Genomic DNA, 22975 nt, shown 5'->3' with positions numbered 1-22975 from the left:
TCCTATTTAATTATTAGTCTCATTATAATGGATAATAGTGTTTTTGCTTACTTGAGCTAATTTTTCTTTTCCTAATATAAGGAGAGAATTACTAGTAGTCTCAAATTTTTTATATTCAAATGATGTCATTGCATCTGTATCTTGATTGTCCTTCAAATTTAATTTTACAGATTTTAATATATCTGTTATTGTTTCATTAAATTTTAAATTTAATAAGTCGAAACCGTTAGTAGAACTATTTGCTTCTTGCTTTTCTATATTTTCCTCCTTCAATTTAGCTTTTTTTGTTTCAAAATTACATGATGTTAAAACTAAAGCTATTGTTATAATTAAAGTTATTTTTTTCATATTAAGTCTTTTATTCGTTTTTGAAATAGATTGTTGAACTTTAGCTTTTATAATTTCTAACAATATATTACCAACCACCACCGCCGCCGCCGCCGCCACCGCCACCACTACTTCCACTACTACCACTGCTCCATGAAGACCCGCTACTACTTGAACTTGATTGGGTTTGTGATGAATTATTGAGGGAAGAATTAAAGGTGGGGCTAAAATTAGATATAGCAAAAGGTTTGTCTCCTTTGTACCAATTGGGTTCATATTGTGCTTGTTCAAGTACAGTAACAAAATTTTTACCCCATATATCTTCTATTCCTAGAGCAATCGCATAAGGTAATAATTCTTCAAATAATTGTGGGGTGAGTTTTGGAGGATTCAGTGCTTGCAAACTATTTTTCTCTGCTGTCTCTAAATACATTTTAAAACCTTTGATGCGTTCTTGAGCCTCATTACCCAAATTTGTGTATTTACCTATTGAAAAAGCATATATTACATAACAAATAAAAACTAATCCAATAATAGCAATTTGATAACTTTTAAGAAATGGAATTGTCATTATTAACACTCCAAAAGAAAAAAAGTATATGAAAAAACCAAAACCATAAACTAATATTTTTGAGGGGGTACTTAAATTTTTAAGACTTATAAAATAATAGCAAAATGATCCCAAAATAATTAATCCCAAGTAAAATATGTTGTTTGTTTCTCCTTTTGCGACTAACCAAACATAAGTTAAACTAGATAAAATGAATAATAGAAAACCATTAAAGCTCAATTTACGGTTAGATATATAATAATCTGTTAGATTAATTTGTTCTCTAACTTTCAAATCCCAATTATTATTCATTTTTTGAAAAGTACTTGTATTTTGCTTATCAACAATTATTTTTTCCTTTCCCTTTGTTTTTTCTAGAATGATAGTTTCTTCAATGGATAAATCATAGCTTTCACGATTTAATACTTCTATCTCATATTTTTCTGAATTTACAAATATTCCACTTTCAGTTTTTGAATTAATTTTAATTTTCTTTTTTATTGCCAAATTTATCATTGATGCCATAAATGATTTTTGGCTAGTTTTGCCTTCTAATACATAACTCAAAATAGCTGGAGACCAATTAAAAGGGGGTCTGAATTCTGGTATTGGTGTTTTTTTTCTTAGGTCTTTTCCGTTCTTTTTCCAGTTTAAAAAATAAAAAAGCAAAGTACCTAAGGCAAACAATAACGTCCAAAAATAGTGTTTAATACTATTAAAGAAACTTATTGCTTCTAATTCCTTTTCAGGAGCAATGACTATATTTTTTGGAAAAGCAGCGGCAACAGTAAAACCTTCGCCTTGATTTAAAAATTGTGATTTGAATGTAATTGTATTTTTGTCAATAAAGTAATCACATTGACTTTCTTTAGAACCTTTTATTCCCGTATAACAATGAGCATTATTGAATCTATCATTTGTATTGGGAAGGATGATTTTACAAGAAGTATTTTGAATAGGAAAATCCCATTCATTTCCTGTTACATTCCAATACAATTCGTCATACTGCTCAAAAAAACCTATTTGATAAGGAATTGTATATACAATTTGATATTCATACACTCCGCTATCTAAAGTAACATTCTTGTTACCAATGTATATATACCAATTATTTCTGTCTTTATCTGTAAAATAATTTTCATTGTGATTGTCCTTCAAGACTGTTTTTAAATTATAATCAATTTTTATATCTGTTCCATATTTGTCCTCTCTATACAAGGGAAGAATACGTTTAATTCCATGTTGAATTTTTTCTCCTAAACACTGAACTTTTATTTTTTCTGTTACTTGTATTAGACCTGAATGTTCGATTTGGATTTCAACATCATAATTAATAATTCTTTCTTGAGCTTTAGTGGGTAAAGTGAAGAAAATAAATAAAAAAACAATAGAAATTGCTGATTTGATTTTTATGAAAGACATCGTTAATAGATACTAAAATTTAACAACAGGTACCTCTCTCTTGAAAGTATCTTCTAAAACCCAAAAAGGAATAGTTTTAAATCCAATAATTTTTGCCACTAGTACATTAGGAAAAGTTTGGATGCTGGTATTAAAATCTCTAACGGTAGCATTATAATAACGAATAGAACGTTCAATATCTGTTTCTAAATTAGATAGTTCTGCTTGCAAAGATTGAAAATTTGCACTTGCTTTGAGGTCAGGATAACTTTCTGCTAAAGCAAAAACTTTTACCAATTCTTGACTAATCTGCTTTTCGATATTATTCTTTTCATTAGCATCTGTTGTAATAGCTTTATTTCTGAGAGTGACTATACTTTCTAAAGTTGTTTTTTCATAGGAAGTGTACCCTTTTATTGTCTCAATAAGATTAGGTATTAAATCAGAACGCTTTTTTAGCATAACATCAATAGCGCTAAAAGCTTCACTTGTTAAATTTTTATTTACTATTAATTTGTTGTAAATAAAAATTAACAACAAAACTAAAAGAACAACTAGAATTAAACTTATAATTAATGACATATTTTTTTATTGGTTATAAATCAAAATTAATATTGTTAGACTATTTATTAAACATTCTTTCCTGAAAAATGGTTCATAAAATAAACTCAGAATTAAGGTGTTTCTTTTGTAGTTTTTATATTGTTTAAAATTTAGAAAATGAGTTAGATTATTTATGGTATTAAATGATTTCAAAATCTGTTTTCCCTTGTGGCATATAAAAATACATCATAAGTTCAAGTTCTTCATGTGTTTTTTGATTAATTAACTTTAAGGCATTTTTACCGTCTAATCTTTTCAAACAAACTAGTTTATTTTTTGCAGAGTATTCTAAAACTTCAGTTCCAGTTAATTTTTGGGGTTTAAATCCTGATTTAAAATCATCAATTAAATTATCAATTTTTTGTTGAGCTTCATTTTTGTTGAGATACATACAAATGGCTAAATTATCAAATTTCATTTTGAGTAATTTTTTTAATTTGTCATATTGTTCTTCATTTATAATTTGTATAATCTCATTATATCTTGAAACAATTTCCTTTTTTAAATCAATATTTAAATCTTTTAAATTTTTAGAATTTTGCCAAGCGTCTAGTTTATATGATACATTAGAATTAAAAATACTCGAATTCTTAATTACTGGAATTCCTTTTTTACAGGAATAGTTTGATGTTCTTGAAATTGATTTAAATATTTAAAATCACCTGAACTAACATCAAACTCAATTACTTTATACCTCACATAAGCTTCCTTGTGTAATTCTTTTTCTCCTTTTAATGGATACATTGTTATTTCAATAATTTGTTCTCCTTTTTCAAGAATTCCATTATTGATAGGAATATCTGAAGCTATCTGACCTTCAACATTAAGTGAGAAAATTTCAACATCGTTAATTTTTATGGTGAAATAGCACATTACCGCGCTACAATCTAATTCATAATAATATTGTGTCATTTTATTTTGGATAGGTTAAGTTAAAAGTATCGAGTATAGTAAAAACATTTTTATCTTCAGAATTTTCTACTCTAATACCTTTCTTTAAAAAGGAAAAAGTTGTTTGAGTATAAGATTGATTTTTTTGTTAAATTCTTCTTTTTGTTTCAATATTATCCAAGCTTCTTTTGAATCCCAAAAATACGCATTGGAATTAGGGTCTTTTCTAATATCAGGAGCGCCATATATTTTTTTAAATAATTTAAAAGTTCCGTTCCTTTCTCGTTATTCAAATTTAATTCAACTCCTAAAAAATATTTTTCGAATATTCACTAACCAAAACCCATATTTGATTTTCTCCATAAGGATATCCATCTTTAACTTTAAATGAATTTAGAGATACATCGCCAAACTTTAAATTATCTAGTTCGACAGAAGTATAGGATTTAAAACCATATTCAGATGTAGTTGTTTTTTCATAATTAGAAAGTGTATTTTCTATCTTTATGGTCGAATTAAATTTTATTTTTTCTAAATCATTTCTATTAGAACATGATAGAATCATAAGTATTAAAGGAATCCATAATATATTTTTTTTCATAACTGTCTTAATTTTTTATTAATGGAATATTTGCATCTATGTTAAATAAATCTTCTAAACTTTTTATTACATCAAAAGGTGGAATAATTCCTTTATATGTACCTTCTGCAATTACATATTTACCTTCTCGTTCAGTTTCTACTTTAGCATATTTCGCACCTATCGCGCCACTTAATACAATAATATACTCTGCATCCATACCATCAAACCCCAAAGTTGGTCTGTAATATAGACCTTTATCGTCATATTTTATTCCGTGTCCAAAGGTAACTGATGCTGACGCTGATGCTGATGCTTCAAAATATGCTTTAACTTTTATAACTACAATAGCAGCTTCTCCTTTAATTTTTATTCCTACTTTTAATTCAACTTTTAATTTACTTTCTGCTTTAAGATTGAAATCTGAACCAGATTTTTTGCCTGCTGTATTAAACTTAAAATTTGTATCAAAACTAATAGTGTTTGAAATTATCAAATCCATATAAATATCTACACTAGCATTAAAGCCTTTTTCGTCAGTTCCAAATTTAATACCTTGTTTTAATTTTCCTTTAATTTCATTATACAATTTCATCACACCAGGTGCAGCTGTACCACCACTTAAAGCCCCCGTGACACCATAAATTATTGCTCCCAATAAATCAATAGTTATATTTAATCCTATTAAAGGGGCTGCTTTAAGTCCAATTAAAACATCTGTACCAAGTAACTGTTGATTATCTTCAGGTTTAGCTAAAAGCCAATTTCCATATAATTCTAAATTAGGAGGCTTAACTTCAAATGTTATAGGTACACCTTTTGGGGATATAGATCTAAATGTGCCTTTTGTAACATTTGTGATTCCATCTGCCATATTACCAACAGAAGCAAAAATGTCATAAAGTTTTTTAAATTTAGTTTCGTATTCCTTCTTTAATTCTGCCTTTTGTTTATTTTCATTCCATTTAGCTTCAATGCTAAAACCAAACGATACATCTTTTTGTTTCCATCTTCTTTCGGCTCCAATTTTTCCCGCTTTCTCTTGAAGTTTTTTGTGATCTTGTGGACTTGCATTCATCCATTTTACACTCAAATCATTAGTAAGATTAAGAAAAAACTTTAAATTCCAAACTATATCTGGAAAAACTTTGATTAGTAGTACATTATTTCCCTCACTAGAAAAATACCTACATGAGTGAATAAATACAAGATAATGTATGGCAGATTCTTCCCATTTAAAGGCATTGTAACGAGACCATATATAATTTAATGGGGCTGGATTCCACCACTCTAATGAAGAATGCACAGGAATCTGTATTTTATCCCCATTTTGCAGTTTTGTATATCAATCCCGTTTAGACTATCAATTTTTAAATTTTTCAGTCCATTTTAAAATTCTCCCATAATTTACTATTACAAATAAACTATAAACTGTAATCATAGTGATCCAAACGGCAAACATTTTTATGCCTGAAAGTCCAATAAACAAAAACGAAATTTGAGTTACAAACCCAATAATCCAGCAAATGCACATTGAGGAGACAAAAAAATAAAAAAAGGATTGAAAACATTTTGCAACTTTATATTTCTAAATATAAAACCAACAAGACTCAATAATGCGATACATAATGGAATGCCAAAGGTAGTGCCAAAAACCATCATTTCTGGTTTTTCAGAAATAAGTTTTAAAAAGTTGATAATATTAGAATTGAACTCCATCGTATTTTTTTCGGCTTCAGAGATTTGTAAAAGCGATTTTTCTTTGTAAAATAAAATTCTTGCCATGATAAAACTAGGAAACTCATGAATGCCAATATTGTACATATTGATACTTTCATTAAAAAATTCTCTCCTATCGGCAATGGCATTTTCTATTTCTGAGACTCGTGTTTGAAGACTTAAAAAATTACCATTGGTTTTTAGTTCAGGATAATTTTCTGAAACTGCAAAAATAGATTTCATGGTTTTATCCATATCGTTGGCTAGCCTTATTTTATTATTAAAATTACTCGAATTTAAAAAATCTGTTCGCAAACGAGTCAAATTTTCTAAAACCGATTCTTCGTATCGCATTGATTCTTTGAGTACGTTAATCAAATTGGGGATTTCATCGGCACGTTGTTTTAAAATCACATCGATATTGACAAAAGCCTTTTCGACATTAAATTTTAGCATTACTAGTTTATTGTAGGCAGAAATTATTGTAGCTATAACAACAATAACAAGAACAGCAATAATAATATAAGAGAGTATTGGGTTCATTTTTTTTATTTTTTAAGGATATATCTTTTTAATCAAATCACTAAAACTTTTTACACCTTGTAATGGATTTATAAACTGAGGTTTACCAACCATAATATGATTGTCTTTTATTTCTATGGGGGTTATCAGAATTAAAGCTATCAAAAGTGCAAATACCGCACTAAAACGGTTAAAGGAGTTGCGTAATGGCTTGGAATTGTTATACTGCTCTAATTTATCTACAGGCGTTATGGCAAAAACTTTTTGATCGATTCGTACACAAATGTTGGCACATTGTTTTCTAGAGATGCTTTTCCAATAAGCAACATCTCATCATTGGGTTTTAATAAATATTGGGTGTGTCGCTTACCTCTAGTAGTATATTGTTCGTCTACTTTTAGCCAAACCAATTCCAAATTTTCGGGGTTTACCGCTATAACTCCTGTTTCGTCTTCGATATAAAACGGGTTACATACTTGATTTGTAAAAATAGTTGAGTAAGAATCTCTTCCTTCACTATCGGTAGTGCAGTCTTCAATTTCATAATAAAAACCAATACAATCTTTGTCTTTCAAAGGCGACTTGAGTAGCTCTTTTGCTTTTAACTTGCCTCGTACTTCTGCCAATCCCATTGCCACCGTATGTATTTTGGAAGTAGGCAAAATGGCTTGGTATTTTAAAAATCTATTTTTATTGCTAGGCAAAAAAGCCATTACAATAATAGCTAGAAAAACAATCACAAAAGTGTAAATACCCAAAAACGAAAAAACACCAAAAACAACAATAGACAGAATTAATGACAACACTTTTTGCCATTTTGGTTTAGGCTTGATGTTGTATTTAATATTGAATTTTTCTTTTTCTATTTTGTCTTCCCTGCTTTGTACTATAGCCGAATGCACCATCCCAATAATAGCCATAACAAATACTGAAATAGCTATCAAAATAAAAATAAAAGAAACAGCATTGCGATATATTAATGCCGTAATGCCTATTAGTAAAGGATTAACTAAAAAACAAATCCATTTTGGTTTCAAATTAATATCCCACAATGTCATGAGTATAACAGTATGAAATATAGCTATAAAACAGCTAAAAATTATCATCATAATGATTTGTCCATTAGCTATTTCATTGTTGAAAAAAGTGGCTAGTAATTCATTCATTTTTTTTATTTAGAAGTTGTATTTTATTTACCATACTATATAACTGTCAAATTATCACCCTTTTTCTTTCTCTGGAAACGAAAATCTAAAAAGATTATATCATCGTCATTTTTTTTGTTTTTTAATCTTATTATTCCTTCTCCATCTGCTTTATGTAAAAGCATAGCTAATTTTCCATAACCTTGATATTCCAATTGAAAAGTTTCTTCAAAAAGGGGTTCTAGTTCATATTCATCACCTGCTATCAGTTTTATGAACTCTTCTTGTCTTAACTTTTTTTCATTCTCACTATAATAAAGGCAAGAAGTTATTAAATCCTCACGTTCTTTTACAATATTCAAATACTGATTTATGTCTTTGTTTTTTATGATTTCATAAATTAATTTATATTGCTCATATAACTCTTTCTTTATGTCTATTTTATCCTTTTTTTCTTCCTTTTTAAGGTCAACTGACTTTCTCCATCCATCGAAATTGAAACTTACATTTGCATTAAATACTCTACTCCATTGATAGATAGGTAATCCTTCAAACTTTTCAGGGGTTTTTTCAATATATTGTCCTTCATAACCAACTTGATTATCATGATCCCATTTTTCAATCCATTGTTTTTTTAATTGGTCAATATGAATACCATTGTTTTGGTTCATATCTTCGTAATACTTAATTGTTTTTAAATTTCGATCTTTAAATGATGAAAAAGTCAGGTTCACATAACCCTCTCTTCCAAAAAGTTGTTTCCCAAATCTAGGATACATTATTACTTTTACTTCATGCTTACCACTCGTTAATAGAAGTTGATTTATATCATAATCTCCTGTAACACCCCCACCATTTTTTGTAACATCTCCCATCAGTTTAAACAATAAAACATCATCTACAAAAATCTCAAATTGACATTCCATATTGTCAATATAAATTCTATTAGTAATCTTTTCTTGAGTAGAAATGTTGCTTTGAATAGGATATTCTTTCATAGTTTTATTTTTTTCAATATTTTTTGTTCTGTTCTTCCAAAAAAACTCTTTTTCTTTCATTTTCTTAGTAATTTTTGAAGAAACTTCTTCTTTACATGACGTAAAACAGCAAATTAGAAATAGTATTATTATTTTTTTCATTTTAATGTTTAATTTAGATTTACCAACCACCATTTTTAGGATCTATAAAATATTTTTTAGGTAGATCTGGAACATCAGCCTTTAAGAAAGGTTCATCTTTATTACCAAATTTTAACATTCTTTTAAAGCCACCTACCACAATTTCTGCTTCGAAAGTGAGAATCAAACCTGAAAAACCTAATTCTGGTTTCCAGTAAAATCCTCTATCATCTGAATCTACTTTGATTTTTGCTGCAAAATAAGCTTTTGCTACAGCTTCTGCTCTTAATTTTACTTGTACTTCCATTATCAAGCTCTTCATTTTAACACTAAAATGTATCTTAAATTTAATTTCAATACCCATTTCAGCTCCTAAATCAAAGGTTCCTCCTTTTACAATTCCAGTTAGACTATTAATTTCTATGGCATTGAAATCAAAAACTAATTTTCCATAAAATTTAGCTTCAAAAATTATCCCACCATTTAGAGCGCTTAAAGTTAATTCCGAAGAAGCAACCATAGCTGCTACAAATGGATGTAAACGACTGCCTACAGCTAAAAGATCAATGACAAATTCTGCCCCAATCAAAGGATCGGCTTTAAAATTTAACTTTCCAACAGTGGCTACTTTATTTGAGTATTTACCTGTCCCTCTCTCCAAATACCAATCAATATTTGCATTCAGTGCTGGTGATTGGACTTCGAACATAAAAGGTGGTTTTAATGGACTCTTTTTGTAGCTCCACCAATAGTATTTTTAACTTTATCAGCTATTTCTTTATATTTAATGAAGATATCAAGTATGCTTCTTATTCTTTTTGCAAATTCAGCACCTACTTCAAAGTTTTGTTTTTCATTATCCCATTTTGCTACCAGTTTTAATTCAAATTTAGTTAACATTTCTGGGCTATTAGCAATTTTTTTGCTCTCTTTCCCAGCCCCTACTGCTTTTGATTGTGCTTCTCGATCTTTTCTGATTATTTTAGTTACTTTTTGATCTTTAGGATTATTTCTACTGTATTCAGGAAGATTGCTGTGAGTATAGGCAAAAGGATGTTCCCAGTTAAATGAAAATTCAAGATTCCATTTTATATCAGGAAAAACCTTAATCAAAATCACACTATTTTGTTCATTAGAAAAATACCTACATGAGTGAACAAAAACATTATAAGGATTAGACGATTCATCTCGAATAAGCACGTTATACTTTGGCCATATATAATTCAATGGGGCGGGACTCCAAGCTTCCAAAGTAGAATGCACAGGAATCTGTATTTTATCCCCATTTTGCACTTTTGCAGCGGGATAAGCAGGGGAGGTCACTTTTATTTTTTTAATATGCTTGTCTTTGGTTTTAAAACAAGATTTGGTTTCAAAGCCATTTACTTCTAGCAGTATATTTTTATCCGAGCTAGGCGCAATGGTTTCATACACTATGGTTTGCGCATTATGCCCTTCAAAAGTAAACGATACATCTACACGACGGTTGTGAATATAATCAAATTCGTCTTTGTATTTTATGTTATCTCTGCCTTGTTTGTCATCGGTAGCATTTACTTCGCCTTTGCCTATAGATAGAATACGATCCGCTTTTAAACCCCCATCTAAGAAGAATTTTTTTACCGCATCACTTCGGCGTTGCGATAAGCCGTTGTTGTAATTCTGTTTTCCTATTACACAAGCATAACCTTCTAGTCGAATGCCTGAATGCGGATGCTCTAATAAAAAGTTTAATACATTTTGTAATGCCTGTTTGCTTTTTTCATCTACTACATCTACATCAAACTTAAAAAAGATAGAAGTGGTTACTTTTTGAATTGCTCCTTTGGCACTTTTTAATCCTTTACCATTGTCAAACACTTTTACGGTACTAGTGGAGACTTTACCATCTTTAGTTTCAGTTTCAGTAATAGCAATTTCTTCAAATTTACAAGGTTCGTAACGGTTTAGTTTAACAGTCGTTTCACCTATTTTATAAGCCGTTGTATTAGTAGGCTTTTCAATATTGGTGCTAACTATTTCCTTTTTATTTTTAGGTATTCGGCGTGGTCTTGTTCTTCTTTGCTGTTTATAATATATTGCCCTCTTGCATTTTTTATTTTAACATAAAATTCTTCTTCCTCCTGTATATTACTAACTGCCCCCATCCATAGGGTAGTGTTAGGGATTTTTAAACATACTTTCCCATCATTAACTTCTACGCCTACAATGGTTCTAATTATTTTGTCTGTAAAGAGTGTGTCTTGGTTATAGACTTCTACCGTAAGTTTTTCTCCGTTTAATCCTTCGGTTTCTAAGTATAAATAAATAGTATCTCCATATTTTATGGGGGTACCGTTGGCTATATTTTGTCCATTAGGCAATTTTCGCCATTCTGCTTTTGTAATTTTAGGGGGGCAATATCCTCTAAAACCTATTTTTGCAATACTGGATTTTTGTATATCTTCTATACTTACTTGAGCATAATAGAGGTAGCTACCACATAATTTTTTGGGTAAACTTATTGAAAATTGAGTATTTGGAGCAGAAGGAAATTGTTGTATGATGTTTTTTTCTTTATCTAGCCATTGCCATTTGCGTTTATTTTGTTTTTCTTTTGGGGTGGTATCAGGTTGCCATTCTGTAATGTCAAATTTTACTTTTTCATTTGCAGGGATTACCATTACTGAGGGAGTAGATAATTTACTATAATATTCTCCACTTATTTGGTTTAGTTTTTTAGGCCCTTTACTCATATTCATTAAATTATTGTTATATCAGCTCCTTCATGATTTAAAGGTTCTTTATTTAATTTATCTATTCTTATTAGGGGATTTATTTGACGTATAACATCTTTATTAGCATTTTTGAAATTTTGTTGACTTGCTTCTGTTCGTTGTCCATGGTCTATAATTTCAATGCACGGTGAACCTGCTATAGCGCATACTGCTTTGCTGTTTTCTAGAATAATGTTTCCGCCATTACTTAAGGTTACTTTTTTATAAAAGTCTTTCCATTCTGTTATCACGGGTTTGCATGGTGGTGGTGGATTCCCCATTTTAGGACAGTTGCCAAAGGTGTTTTTTTCTAAAGTAGCACCGCCTATTTCTTTTGTGCTTACTATAAGTTTTTTAGTACCATCTTTATCATTAGCATATTCTTTTTGATGGGAAAGGACTTTAATTTTATCAGTAGTTTGACCAAACTGACATTTACATACAGCACCTTGCACCACAACGTGTTTTTCAGCCATAGTTTTGTTTTTTAGTTTTGTTTGTTTTTATTCAAAAAGACTTTTCCAAAATCCTTTTTTCTTATTGTTTGTTGTTTCTGAGTCTAATAATAGGTTTGAATGATTATGAATATAAGGCTTTTCTTTGCCTGAAATATCTGATATGACAACGGAAATTTTCTTTGTTTTTTCTAAAGAAATACTACATTCTAAATATATAGATTCAGGTATAGAACTGTTAGGATCTAAAAAAGCTTTCAGAAAAAAATTACCTGTAGCTTTTTCAGTATCTCGATTTTCTTCAAAGGGATAATGATTTTCATTGATAAAATCAATTTTACTTCGTGGATCATTTAGTACTCCTTTGAAATTTATGTTAACTAAATTATATTCATCTAAATAGGGGACTATATCTGCTTCTATTTTATAAATAGGTTCGTTAGCATTCTCTATAATTGGAAAAGAAATTTCTCTTTCTGTTTTAAATTTTTCTTGGTATTCAAAACAATAGCCAAGGAAAAGGGTTCGTAGGAAATAATCCTGAAACATATAAGAATTAATTTTATTCTGATTTTCTAATAGGTTTTCAAATTCTTGTAAGTATTCTTCAACCATTTTTCCTTGAAATTCTTTAAAAATTTCTTTTTAATGATATTCCAACGCCTTGGATAAGTATTGCATTTTGCAACCTGTTCCCAATTTCCTTTTTCGTCTACCATTAGGTGCATGGGATATAATACCTTGGATGTTTCGTAAGCAAGGGTATGAACTATGCTATTTACTTCCTCTTCGTTAATAAAAGGTTTTGAAATATCATTTATTTCAAAAATATGGCAATCTTCAAATTTTTGAATCCATTTTACGGATTTCTCATATTTGATTTCATTTTTATCTTCTCCGTCTTCAATGGTAATTATTACACCGTATTTTGAAAAACTTTTAGTAGGAATATAAAATAAGCTGTTATTGTAAGAAAAGGGGACTTGTTTTTTTACTCTTGTTGTATGAAAAGTTTTCTGTTCATTTGCATGTTTGTCAAATATTATAAGTTTTTTTTGATGGGTAATATCCTTTTCTAATAAATCATCATGAAGGCAATAGGTGTTATGATGCCATTTTAATGCTTCTTTACTGATACCTAATTCTTTTGCTACAGATTCTAGTGTATCTCCTTTTTTAACTTTATATGTAGGCCAAGTGAAACTCATAAATTAAAGAGTGTTTAGAGTATAAGGATAAACATTTGATGAAGCTTTTTTTAGATTGATTAAAAAACTATCACATAAGTATTCCCATTCTGACTCTTTTAGTATTTCGGTAACTTCAGTATTTCGGTATAGGTATATATCTATAGTTCTTGCAAATCCTTCTTTTGTAGAACTTTCTTTTTTGTTCCTTTTTTATTTCAATTTTTGTAATTGTATTTTTAAAATGGTTTAGCCCATAAGCTTTGATGTCAGCTATTGTAACGATTCTTCCGCGGGTTAATAGAGAGTTTCTGTATTCTAATATTTTATCTTTTGTTGATAATCCTTTTCTGCCACCTACGGTTGGAGTTATTAACATTATATTCTTTTCTAATAACATAGTTCCAGCTTCTTCTAAGGATAGAACGGATCCTATTTTTATGTCGTTTGCTTCATCTCCTAATGTGGTCCAATAAGCTATGTTACAAAAGAAACCTGTTTCGTCCTTTGAGGAAGCATTAACAGTTAAATAAGGATTGTTAGGTCTTTCAAAATGTTTTTCTTTTGATAATTGGTATAATGCAGCAACATTTTGATTGATTTGCTTTAAAGTTTCTTTAGTAGCATCATTTCCTATACTCATAAAAGATGCTGTTTCATCTTTAATAAGTTCTAAGAGTTGTTGTAAAAGATCAGAAGCTCTTCTTTGATCAAAACGAGAAACGCCACCTCGTCTAAGGGTAATGGTTCCTGATTTAGTATCATCGTAATTTTTTAGATCATATCTGTAACCCTCATCATTTGATACGTGGTCTAAATCTAAGAAAAACTCATCGGAGTCTATAGGGATTATATTTAGAGCACCTGTTACTCTATGAGAGGCTTTAGAAATTCTTTTGTTTACAACAGGTAAACAATTAAGTGTTATTGATACATTTTCTAATACATCATTACCAATGGTTTCAGTTAATTCAACTCGTAACCATATGATTGATTTGTCATTTTCTAGCTGGTGATTTACAAAATATTGTTGAAATAAAGTATCAGAACCTGTTTTTTCTACTTGGTTTATAGTACCATTTAAGGTGAAAAAATTAGGTAAATAAAAATTGTTAATTCTATTATTTATTTGGTCTAGATTAGAATAGTTTTTGCGAACTATATTTTCAAAATTAAAGGATTCTTCTGTAGCATTGTATCCTTCATTAAAGGTAAACTCTTGATTTCCGAAATATATTTTTGCTTGTCGTAAGTAATAAAAAAAGAAGTCCTTTTGATAACTATTATTTATGTTTACATAAAATGTAGGGTTTATAATATTTTCAGTATCAGAGCATTTTAGCCCTATCCATAATTCTCCTTTAGGGATAAAATTATCAGCGGTACTAATAATATCGTTAAAAAATAAATTATCAATTTTTTTAAAGAATTTCCATAGGCAAGGTATTCTACTTTTGCTGTGGTTAAGGTTGTTTCTATTGTGGGACCAAAAAAGACATCTTTGTGTAAAATTTCGGTTGGATTATAAATATTTGTAATTTTTTTACTCCCTTTAAATCGGTTGTATTTAGATATTTTTATGTTGTTTTCTGTTGGGAAAACTTGTACAATAGCACTAGAAGGAGTAACACCGGATACTTCTTCAGGAAACATTAGGTCTAATACTCTTTCAATTATTCTTGATCTAGAATCTTCTAAATCAGTATTTAATTTTTCTAGTTCTGAAGCACAAGCAGTTAGTAGTAATCCAACAATGGGGTCAAAAGAAGATTCCGTTTGTAATTCATTAAAGCCCCATAGTCTAGATGCTTTTCTTAAAATACGATCTTTTATACGTTCTTGGTTCATAGAATTTTAGTTTAGAATGAAAGAAGAGAGATTAATATGATAAGGGACCAACGAAAAAGGAACTTTGAAATAAAAAAGGTCTATTGGTTTCAAAAACTTGCCCTTTAATACTAAAAGAAACACATTTTTTAATTCTTTTTCGACTTATATTTCCAATGTTTTTATCTGATATAACAATATCAACATCCTCTAGGGCTAATCTTTTTTCATAAGTTGAAATTGCTTTTTTTAAAGTGTTTATAATAGTTTCTTTCAGTATATTATCACTTTTTAAAATGTCAAAGTCCATTTCCCAAATTTCTGTTCCATAATCATCATTAAATTTACATTCTCCAAATGAAGTAGTTGCTATTAAGAAAATGTGTTGAGCTATTGATGTATCGATGCTGATGTTAACTGCATCTTGTTTTTTTATAATTGCGTCAAAATCAATAGGTATTTTACAATAAGAACCTCTAATCATGGTTATAGATAAATTAATTTTTGAATGCTTCCATTTTCGTTTACTTCCATTTCTTTAGGGATTTTATTTCGCCTAATTATTTTTAACTCTACTTTAGGAGTAAGCTTAAGAAATTTTTCTCTATAAAGAATATCTCCAATAAAACTTTTACCATCATTATTATCTACAATAATAAAGTATTGGCTATTTTCTGGGATTTTAATTTGATTGATATTACCAGAAAATAGGTATACTTTTTCAGAATTATTAAATTGATAAATTAAGCTATCATGGGAAATATTTCTGTATTTTGAAATAGAAAGGGTTTCTATTTCGTCTGTAGGTTCGTAAGGAATATTTTCATACAGAAAAGAGGTTTTGTCAAAATTTTTGAAACCAAAAAAAGATAAAAATCCTTTTTAGTATTTTTTTTAACAAAACTAAAGATATCCCGTGTTACTTGATAAGCGGTAGTTTCGTTTGTTTTATCATCACTTACAATCATTTTATAGGTAGGAATTTCTACATTATGATTGTCAATGATCAAAGAAATTTTTCCAACTTCTAGATCAGATATTGTTAAAGAAATTTTATGAGTTCTAAGCCCTGAGTCTGTTTTTGAAACTCTCGCCATTTCTCCTTTTCCTCCATAAAAAGGGGATCCAGGATTGTCCGTCATTCCTAGAGATAAATTAAGTTCTGGTATTGGACTCATTATTTCTTTATTTTATATGTTTTTAAACAAATTAAATCTTTAATAATCTCTGTATTTTGAGATTTGTTTAATAAGATTTCATAATTTTTATGAACGGTAAAAACTTTTATACCACTTAACTCTAGACTTGTTAATTTTTTAAAAGTTCTTCTACTGAGTTGATGAATAAAAATACCATCACAATTTATGGGGAAATGATTTTTTAAATGGATCACATCCCCATTTTTGAAATTAAAGTCAAATATTTTTTTTTCTTCAATGCAAACGCTGTTATCATGTATTTTAAAGTACATAAAAATTTTACGTTTACGTTTTCCAAATTGTAATGTAGTAAATATACCATTACTGTTATTTACTATTAAGAGTATGGGATTAGGACTGGCAAAAAAACGACCGTCTAATTTTTGTCTAGTTTGTGTAATTTGACAACTATCTATTACTTTGTTTTTTACATTGTCTTGAGCAACACAATAAAAACTTATTATGTAAAAACATAGAAATAATTTTTTTAAAATATTCATCGTTATGCTTTTAAGTGTTTATTCTGCTTGTTGATAGATTTGTCTACAAACTTCTAAATCGCGTTTCATTTTGTCATATTCATCTTTTAGCGTTTTGTTTATAGTACTCAAACTATCCATTAGTTTGTGATTAGTTGCTAATTGTTTAACTTGTTTTTTTGCATCAATTAGGTCTTTAAATGCAATAATTGTGTTATTATACATTATTTTGTTCTTTAATGTATCTTTAGGCAATTGATTATACATTTCTGCTAATAATGAAAGTGCCAGTTTTTCGTTAAAGAAGTCGTTTTGACCTGGTGCATTTATAGAGTCTACAGTGGTTTTGACTTTTTCAAGTTGAAAAGAAAATTTATTTTGAATTTCAATTTCTTTTTTAGTTTAAAGTTCTCTGTTTTTAATAACTCATTTTCTCTGAAAGGGAAATAAGTATTAAATAAAAGAGCTGACATAAAAACAGTTACGCTTATTACAAAAAATAGTACAAAAGATACAAACGCCTTAGAACGTTCTTTTTATTAAGTATTTCCATGGTTTAATCTGCTAAAAAACTTTTACTTCTTTTTCCATACAATAGGCTATCTCTTTCTTCCGTAATTTCAGATACGAAAATGCTTCCATCTCGTTTTTTACCTATGTAATCTAATCGGCTTAGAGAGGATAAGAGATTTTCAAAAACATCCATAAATTTGTGGATTTTTGAAACACTTACGTCAATTTGATTGTGGTTATAATTGTTGTTTATAAGTTCTAAGAAAATGTTTTCAAAAGTTCCTTGATTAACATTACACCAATCTGCAAAATAGTTTAGTAATTCTTCTTTTCCTGCTCCAGATTTTGAATCAAATAGGTTTTTAAGAGTTCTAGCTAAACCAATAACGGATAGTAACATTTCTGCAGGTGCTTTGTGTATTCCTAACCATCTGGTTTTATTAATTTCTACACCTAAGTAATCTAATATTTTATCTGTTACTAATAACATCATTATAGCTAACTCATTTGCTTGTTTTTTAGAATTAATCTTTTGAGCAATTTGTATAGAAAATATTTCTACTTGTCCATAAAAACGGTTGATCTCATCATATAATTCTTGTAGTCTTTTATGACTTCCTACATATACTGATGGAGGAATATAAGAGTTGTCTATTTTTGATTCATATGAGTTTACTAATACTTTTCCTATGATTAAAAAGTTTCCTCCTAATCCTGTATCATTTATTAGTTCGTTTTCAGGAATGAGACTTAATAAATATTCAGGTTTTGTAAAAGGATATCGTGGTGGATTTTCTTCAGGATCAGAATCACCAAATGGTATTCTCTTAAAGTAATTAACAGAAATACAAACCCACAATTTTAAACTCTCATCACCTTTAATTTCATAAGAGGCTTCTAAATAAGAAGAATTCGTATTAACGGTTTCGCTTCTATCATCTATTTCAATTCTTGAACCATTAGGTGTTATGGCATGGCATTCTTGAACTTGCACTCTTAATGACTTATGACTATCAACCATTAGGTTTAATTTGATAGGATTGTTAGAAGGTAATAAACCATAAGATATAAGTGATGTATGTAAACCTACAGCATCTTTTATGGAATCATTAATGAAGTTTTGAATCGAATTAAAGTGATTTTTGTTTATTTTCATTCCGTCAATCCAATTGACAGGGAAATAATTTAGTTTTTCTATCATTATTTTTGTGTTTTTGATTTTTTTAAATTAAAAACTTTGCTGAGCTAATTCAAAAAATACAAATAGAAGCTAATAAAAAATACAGGAAAAAGAATAAATGATAGTATATATAAAAATCAAATAGAATTTAGATTGTATTTTTTATTGACCTATAAAAACAACCGTTTCTTTTAGAAACGGTTGTTTAATTAGTTTTTATTTTTGTTCATACTCAGTATCCCATTCATTTCCATCATCTCCTTTATGGCCATCCATTTTAATAAGGAAGTTTTTAGCAGGGAAATATGGTTTCATATGGATATCTAAATGAATTCTATCTTTTTGTATAGGGTCTTGTTCAAATCTTTTTACTTCAAAGTTTTCAATTAGTTTTCCAGGTCCACTTATTGAATCTAAGAAACGAACAATTTGTCCCATAATTTCTTTACGAGTTACAGCTGTAAAGTTTTCAAAAGCTCTTCTGTTTAAGAAGTCCATTAATACTTTTGTAACGTAATCAAAAACTCTAACTACAGAGTATGTTTGTAATCCTAAATTATCACCATTAAAAAGTGTTTTTGCAGAAAAAGCCATAACTTTTCCATATTCGTTTACCATTGGGATTAATCCTAGGCTTTCTAAATTAGCAATCTCACTCTTTTTTAAATCAAATTTTACTCCATCAACTTCGTTAATGCCTCCATATTTTTACCTGCTGTTACTTGAGACATTAATGTTTTATATATTTTTCCTGCTAAGGCAGCTGAAGGAGCAACGTATAAGTCTTCGGTTTCTTGAATTTCTTCAAATCTACCTCTACCAACAAGCCAGTTACAAGTCATTAAAACATTTGAACGGTAAATTTCACCACCTGTTAAGTAGGCTTGGTCAAACATTTCCATTACATCATCTGGTTCATCCAAATGTTCAAAGTCAGTAACTAACATTACTTTGTTTTCATGTGCTATCTTAGCCCATTTTTCTACTACTTTATTAGAACCTAAATAACCAGGGATTACTAAAATACCATAATTGTTTTTTAAGTCTAAACGATCATAGTTATTAACTAATTCTGCATGAATTGTATCTATAAATCGAGTGTTATCTAGATCTTTTAATTGTTCTAAATCAGAATTTATAATTGTAACATTTTTTACTTTATCAGTTTCAGTATTTTTGTAGAATAGAGCTATCGTACGATAGTTTGTTTCTAATTCTTTAGTAACTTCTACTGCTCTTGATAAGTTTTTCTTTAGTAAATCTTCTGCTTCTTTTCTTTTGTCTTCGCAGTTAGAAACCATGTCTGTTACACTTGTTCCTTCTGAAAGTACATCAGCCCAGAGTTTAAGCGTTTTCTTTAAAGATTCTCTTTCTTTTTCTTTATCCTTTTCTGTAAGGAAAATTTTTCTTCTTGCTTTTCTATCTGGATTTAAATTTTGTGCTCCTTCAATGGTTGTTTCTAATAGATCAAAACCACCGAATTTTGCTAACTTTTCTAGGCTACTTTCTAAATTAGCCTGTCCCTTCTTTTGTTCTAAAACTGTACTGTCAACGTATTGACTTTCTTTATTTTGTGCCATTAGTAGTTAGTTTATTTGTTTTCTTCTAATTCTTTAATAAGAGATTGTAATGAATCTAATAATGATTTTTTTGCATCAGGGTCTTCTAATGCTCCTTTTAAGATTTTATTACTTTTTAGTTGTTTAATGATTTTTTGATATTGATCTTTTTCTGTTTCTAGACCAGTCAAAAAGTTACTTTGTTGAGTAATTCCTTTTACACCAAAATCACCAAGGTTGGTAAAACTTAAATTTTCCATTTTGGTAGAACCATCTAAATTTTCAAAATCAACCTTTATTTCTGGTTTAAAATGTTCAAAAACCTTTTCAACGGTTGTTAATCCTTCTACTAGTTCTGGTTTTACAGGACTTTCAGCTGTTAATTTTTGAGCAATAATAGTTTTGTTTTGAGGGATTTCGCTTATTGCTTCGTTTGCGTCTAATGGTACTTCATTACCACCAATTCCATGATTTGATAACATAATACTTAATTTATTAGTTTAACTCTATATTTAATTTGATTTTTTCCCAAAATAATTCTCCATTTTTTAATGAAATTTTTACAGTATCCCCTTCATTATATTCCATTGCAACTATTTTTTTTGCTAAAGGTCTTCTGAGCTTTCCTCTTATAATTCCTTTTAGCGGACGTGCTCCATACTTTGCATCATATCCTTGTTCAGCAAGGAATTCTTTAACTTCTTGACTTACGATTAAATTAATATGAATGCTTTTTGCTAAGTCTATTAATTCCTTTTTTAAATGAATTTCAAATATTTTTAATGCGTTTTCTTTACTAATAGGTCTGAAAGGAATTGATTCTGTTAATCGTCCTAAAAATTCAGGTCTAAAATATCGACTCATAATTTCAAGTAATTTTGAATTGGTAGGTATCTCGTCTTTTTGAAAAGATTCTACAATAAAATCAGATCCAATGTTTGAAGTAAACAGGATAATAGCATTCGAGAAATCTCCTTCTTTACCTAATCTATCATGTAATTTTCCTTCATCCATTAATTGAAGAAAGACATCAAAAACGGAACTGTGTGCTTTTTCTATTTCATCAAACAGGACTATAGAATAGGGCTTTTGTCTGATTTTATTTACTAATAGTCCTCCTTCTTCATATCCAACGTAACCTGGAGGAGCACCATATAGTAAAGCTGCTGAATGTTCTTCTTTAAATTCAGACATGTCAAAACGAATGATAGCGTTTTCATCTTGAAAGAGAAATTCAGCTAATGATTTCGCCAGTTCTGTTTTTCCTGTTCCTGTAGGACCTAAAAAGAAGAATGAGCCAATGGGTTGTCCTGCTTTACTTAAGCCAGAACGAGATTCTAATATGGCTTCTGAAACAATACTAATTGCATGATCTTGTCCAACAACACGTTTGGACAGAATGTTTTCCATGTCATTTAATTTTTGTTTTTCCTCATCTTTTAATTTTCCTATAGGAATATTTGTTTTTTGTGAGATGATAAGCGCTAAATCCAGTTGTGTAATATGTGTTCTTTTTTCTCTAGCTATTTTTTCAAGAGTTTCAATATATTCACGACAAAATTTTACTATTTCTTCTATTATTTCAAAATGAAGATCCTTAATGATGATGTCATTATTTGAAGTGGTATAGAGAAAATGGGTTTTAGTTAATAAATCATTTAAAAACCATTCTGCTTTTAGCTTTAATTCATCTTCGTCTACTTCTCCAATATTGTCTTCAATATTTTTGATTTCATTAAGTAAATGCTCTCTTTCGTTTATAAAAGTATCGCCAGTAGTTTTAAGTACAGACATAGTATGATCTATTAAGTCTATTGCAGATGCAGGAAGACTTTTTTCTTTCATATATCGTTTTGAAAAGCGGATGGCTTCTTTTATAGTAGGATCGTCTATTGTAATTCCGTGATGTTTTTGGTAATCTCGTAATGTTTGTTTTAACATCCTGAAGTGTGTTTCATCTTCTTTTTCCTCTAACTTAATAACTTCAAACATGCCTGATAAGGCTTGTTCTTTTTCAATTTTTTTAGTATATTCTTCTATTGTTGAGGTAGCAAGGATTGTAAGTCCTTTAGATAATTCACTTTTTAATAAGTTTACTATGTTTGTGTCTGAGCCATTGCCTCCAAAGAGAGAATGAAATTCTTCTATTATTAAAATTGATTTAGGGATTTGTTTAAGTTCTTGAGCAATATTTTTTATTCTATCTTCTATTTCTCCTTTATAGGAAGCACCTGCGACTAAAGCTCCCATGTCAAGTTCGAAAATTTCAATTTTAGATAACAAATCAGGTACCTGATTAAGCAGTACTTTTTGAACAAATCCTTCTATTAAAGATGTTTTTCCAATACCAGAATCTCCAAGTACAATTACATTTTGTTTGCTATATCTACAAAGAATTTCGGTAATATTATTTATCTCTAGATCTCTACCTATTAATAATTCTGTTTTATTTTTTGATTTAACTTGATGGTTTTTGTCTATGCAATATTTGTGTAAAAATCCATTTTTACTGATGGATTGTGTGCTTTTTGTAATAGTATTGAAATTATCTTTTAATAAATCATTTCTTGTTATAGGAAAAGATTTCATTTTTTCAAAGCTAAATGCTACACCTGGCGTAGTAATAGCAGCCATTACGTGTAATAAAGTTATTTCATCTTCTCTTAATTCTTCTCTTATAGAATCTGCTTCAGCAAAAATTTCATCTATGATTTCATCTGGTTCACAATAATATTGATGTGTAGATTTTGGAGATTCTTCAATTTTAACTTCAGCCCATTCTTCAATATAATATACATCAATTCCCAGAGATTCTAATTGTTTAAGTAATGATAAGTCTCTATTAAGGATTGCTTTAAGTAAATGTGCTCCATTAAAATGAGAGTTTAAATTATCTCTTCCTATTTTTTGAGCAATATCTATAGCTTTGTTGACCTCTGTATTGTATGTAATTTCTTGGTTCAT

Annotated in this window: 25 protein-coding genes and 1 pseudogene; all 26 read right to left on the bottom strand. The window is 29.1% G+C overall.

All coding sequences use genetic code 11. The annotated features are described in order from the left end of the window. Nucleotides 1–6 precede the first annotated feature (6 nt). The 26 genes and pseudogenes from JJC03_RS03475 to JJC03_RS03350 all read right to left on the bottom strand — a co-directional run bounded on the left by JJC03_RS03475 (nt 7) and on the right by JJC03_RS03350 (nt 22975). On the bottom strand, nt 7–474 hold the full coding sequence (locus tag JJC03_RS03475) for a lipoprotein (RefSeq protein WP_235873988.1): 468 nt from the start codon (nt 472–474) through the stop codon (nt 7–9). Beyond that, nucleotides 416–2299 (bottom strand): DUF2207 domain-containing protein, encoded by a 1884-nt coding sequence (locus tag JJC03_RS03470; RefSeq protein WP_235873987.1) that lies wholly within the window; start codon nt 2297–2299, stop codon nt 416–418. Before JJC03_RS03470 ends, JJC03_RS03475 begins: the two co-directional genes overlap by 59 nt. Nucleotides 2300–2311: 12 nt before the next feature. Beyond that, nucleotides 2312–2860 (bottom strand): LemA family protein, encoded by a 549-nt coding sequence (locus JJC03_RS03465; protein ID WP_088445415.1) that lies wholly within the window; start codon nt 2858–2860, stop codon nt 2312–2314. 160 nt (nt 2861–3020) lie between these two features. Further along, nucleotides 3021–3299, bottom strand: coding sequence for a hypothetical protein (locus tag JJC03_RS03460; protein ID WP_235873986.1), 279 nt, complete (start codon nt 3297–3299; stop codon nt 3021–3023). A 176-nt stretch (nt 3300–3475) separates the two neighbouring features. Beyond that, entirely contained in the window at nt 3476–3793 is a 318-nt protein-coding gene (locus JJC03_RS03455; RefSeq protein ID WP_235873985.1) for a hypothetical protein, read from the bottom strand. 286 nt (nt 3794–4079) lie between these two features. Then, entirely contained in the window at nt 4080–4373 is a 294-nt protein-coding gene (locus JJC03_RS03450) for a hypothetical protein (RefSeq protein ID WP_235873984.1), read from the bottom strand. A 7-nt stretch (nt 4374–4380) separates the two neighbouring features. Continuing rightward, nucleotides 4381–5658 carry a hypothetical protein gene (locus JJC03_RS03445; protein ID WP_235873983.1) on the bottom strand — a complete coding sequence of 426 codons (1278 nt, stop codon included), beginning with the start codon at nt 5656–5658 and terminating at the stop codon, nt 4381–4383. A 197-nt stretch (nt 5659–5855) separates the two neighbouring features. Continuing rightward, nucleotides 5856–6614: a LemA family protein gene (locus JJC03_RS03440; protein ID WP_258932130.1), complete on the bottom strand. Its 759-nt coding sequence runs from the start codon at nt 6612–6614 to the stop codon at nt 5856–5858. Nucleotides 6615–6841: 227 nt separating this feature from the next. Continuing rightward, entirely contained in the window at nt 6842–7759 is a 918-nt protein-coding gene (locus tag JJC03_RS03435) for a hypothetical protein (protein WP_235873982.1), read from the bottom strand. 35 nt (nt 7760–7794) lie between these two features. Next, nucleotides 7795–8877 carry a hypothetical protein gene (locus tag JJC03_RS03430; protein ID WP_235873981.1) on the bottom strand — a complete coding sequence of 361 codons (1083 nt, stop codon included), beginning with the start codon at nt 8875–8877 and terminating at the stop codon, nt 7795–7797. A gap of 19 nt (nt 8878–8896) precedes the next feature. Next, nucleotides 8897–9565 (bottom strand): hypothetical protein, encoded by a 669-nt coding sequence (locus JJC03_RS03425; RefSeq protein WP_235873980.1) that lies wholly within the window; start codon nt 9563–9565, stop codon nt 8897–8899. Between the two features lie 11 nt (nt 9566–9576). Continuing rightward, on the bottom strand, nt 9577–10716 hold the full coding sequence (locus JJC03_RS03420; RefSeq protein ID WP_235873979.1) for an OmpA family protein: 1140 nt from the start codon (nt 10714–10716) through the stop codon (nt 9577–9579). Nucleotides 10717–10871: 155 nt separating this feature from the next. Beyond that, complete coding sequence (locus JJC03_RS03415; protein WP_235873978.1) at nt 10872–11591, bottom strand: hypothetical protein; 720 nt, start codon at nt 11589–11591, stop codon at nt 10872–10874. Nucleotides 11592–11596: 5 nt separating this feature from the next. Beyond that, nucleotides 11597–12088 (bottom strand): DUF4280 domain-containing protein, encoded by a 492-nt coding sequence (locus JJC03_RS03410; RefSeq protein WP_088444452.1) that lies wholly within the window; start codon nt 12086–12088, stop codon nt 11597–11599. Nucleotides 12089–12115: 27 nt separating this feature from the next. Beyond that, the gene (locus tag JJC03_RS03405) at nt 12116–12682 is read right to left on the bottom strand and encodes a hypothetical protein (RefSeq protein ID WP_235873977.1); all 567 of its coding nucleotides are present in this window, start codon (nt 12680–12682) and stop codon (nt 12116–12118) included. Beyond that, on the bottom strand, nt 12643–13275 hold the full coding sequence (locus tag JJC03_RS03400; RefSeq protein ID WP_235873976.1) for a LysM peptidoglycan-binding domain-containing protein: 633 nt from the start codon (nt 13273–13275) through the stop codon (nt 12643–12645). The genes JJC03_RS03405 and JJC03_RS03400 overlap by 40 nt, the downstream gene beginning before the upstream one ends. Before the next feature lie 115 nt (nt 13276–13390). Continuing rightward, nucleotides 13391–13897, bottom strand: a complete 507-nt coding sequence (locus tag JJC03_RS03395) for a hypothetical protein (RefSeq protein ID WP_235873975.1) — start codon at nt 13895–13897, stop codon at nt 13391–13393. A 701-nt stretch (nt 13898–14598) separates the two neighbouring features. Beyond that, nucleotides 14599–15102, bottom strand: coding sequence for a type VI secretion system baseplate subunit TssF (locus tag JJC03_RS03390; RefSeq protein WP_235873974.1), 504 nt, complete (start codon nt 15100–15102; stop codon nt 14599–14601). Between the two features lie 31 nt (nt 15103–15133). Continuing rightward, the gene (locus JJC03_RS03385) at nt 15134–15565 is read right to left on the bottom strand and encodes a GPW/gp25 family protein (RefSeq protein WP_088397720.1); all 432 of its coding nucleotides are present in this window, start codon (nt 15563–15565) and stop codon (nt 15134–15136) included. A gap of 307 nt (nt 15566–15872) precedes the next feature. Further along, the gene (locus tag JJC03_RS17305) at nt 15873–16259 is read right to left on the bottom strand and encodes a hypothetical protein (RefSeq protein WP_258932129.1); all 387 of its coding nucleotides are present in this window, start codon (nt 16257–16259) and stop codon (nt 15873–15875) included. Continuing rightward, nucleotides 16259–16780: a hypothetical protein gene (locus tag JJC03_RS03375; RefSeq protein ID WP_088397718.1), complete on the bottom strand. Its 522-nt coding sequence runs from the start codon at nt 16778–16780 to the stop codon at nt 16259–16261. Before JJC03_RS03375 ends, JJC03_RS17305 begins: the two co-directional genes overlap by 1 nt. A gap of 18 nt (nt 16781–16798) precedes the next feature. Further along, nucleotides 16799–17026, bottom strand: a complete 228-nt coding sequence (locus tag JJC03_RS17300; protein WP_258932127.1) for a hypothetical protein — start codon at nt 17024–17026, stop codon at nt 16799–16801. Between the two features lie 289 nt (nt 17027–17315). Continuing rightward, the gene (locus JJC03_RS03365) at nt 17316–18473 is read right to left on the bottom strand and encodes a hypothetical protein (protein WP_088397717.1); all 1158 of its coding nucleotides are present in this window, start codon (nt 18471–18473) and stop codon (nt 17316–17318) included. A gap of 195 nt (nt 18474–18668) precedes the next feature. Further along, nucleotides 18669–20032 (bottom strand): annotated as a pseudogene (locus JJC03_RS03360) (DUF5458 family protein). 11 nt (nt 20033–20043) lie between these two features. Then, entirely contained in the window at nt 20044–20493 is a 450-nt protein-coding gene (locus JJC03_RS03355) for a hypothetical protein (RefSeq protein WP_088397715.1), read from the bottom strand. Nucleotides 20494–20506: 13 nt separating this feature from the next. After that, nucleotides 20507–22975, bottom strand: coding sequence for an AAA family ATPase (locus tag JJC03_RS03350; protein ID WP_088397714.1), 2469 nt, complete (start codon nt 22973–22975; stop codon nt 20507–20509).

This window comes from Flavobacterium oreochromis, assembly GCF_019565455.1.
Classification (GTDB): Bacteria; Bacteroidota; Bacteroidia; order Flavobacteriales; family Flavobacteriaceae; genus Flavobacterium; species Flavobacterium oreochromis.
The sequence above is the reverse complement of the archived record's forward strand: the minus strand, read 5'-3'. Positions and strand labels throughout refer to the sequence as shown.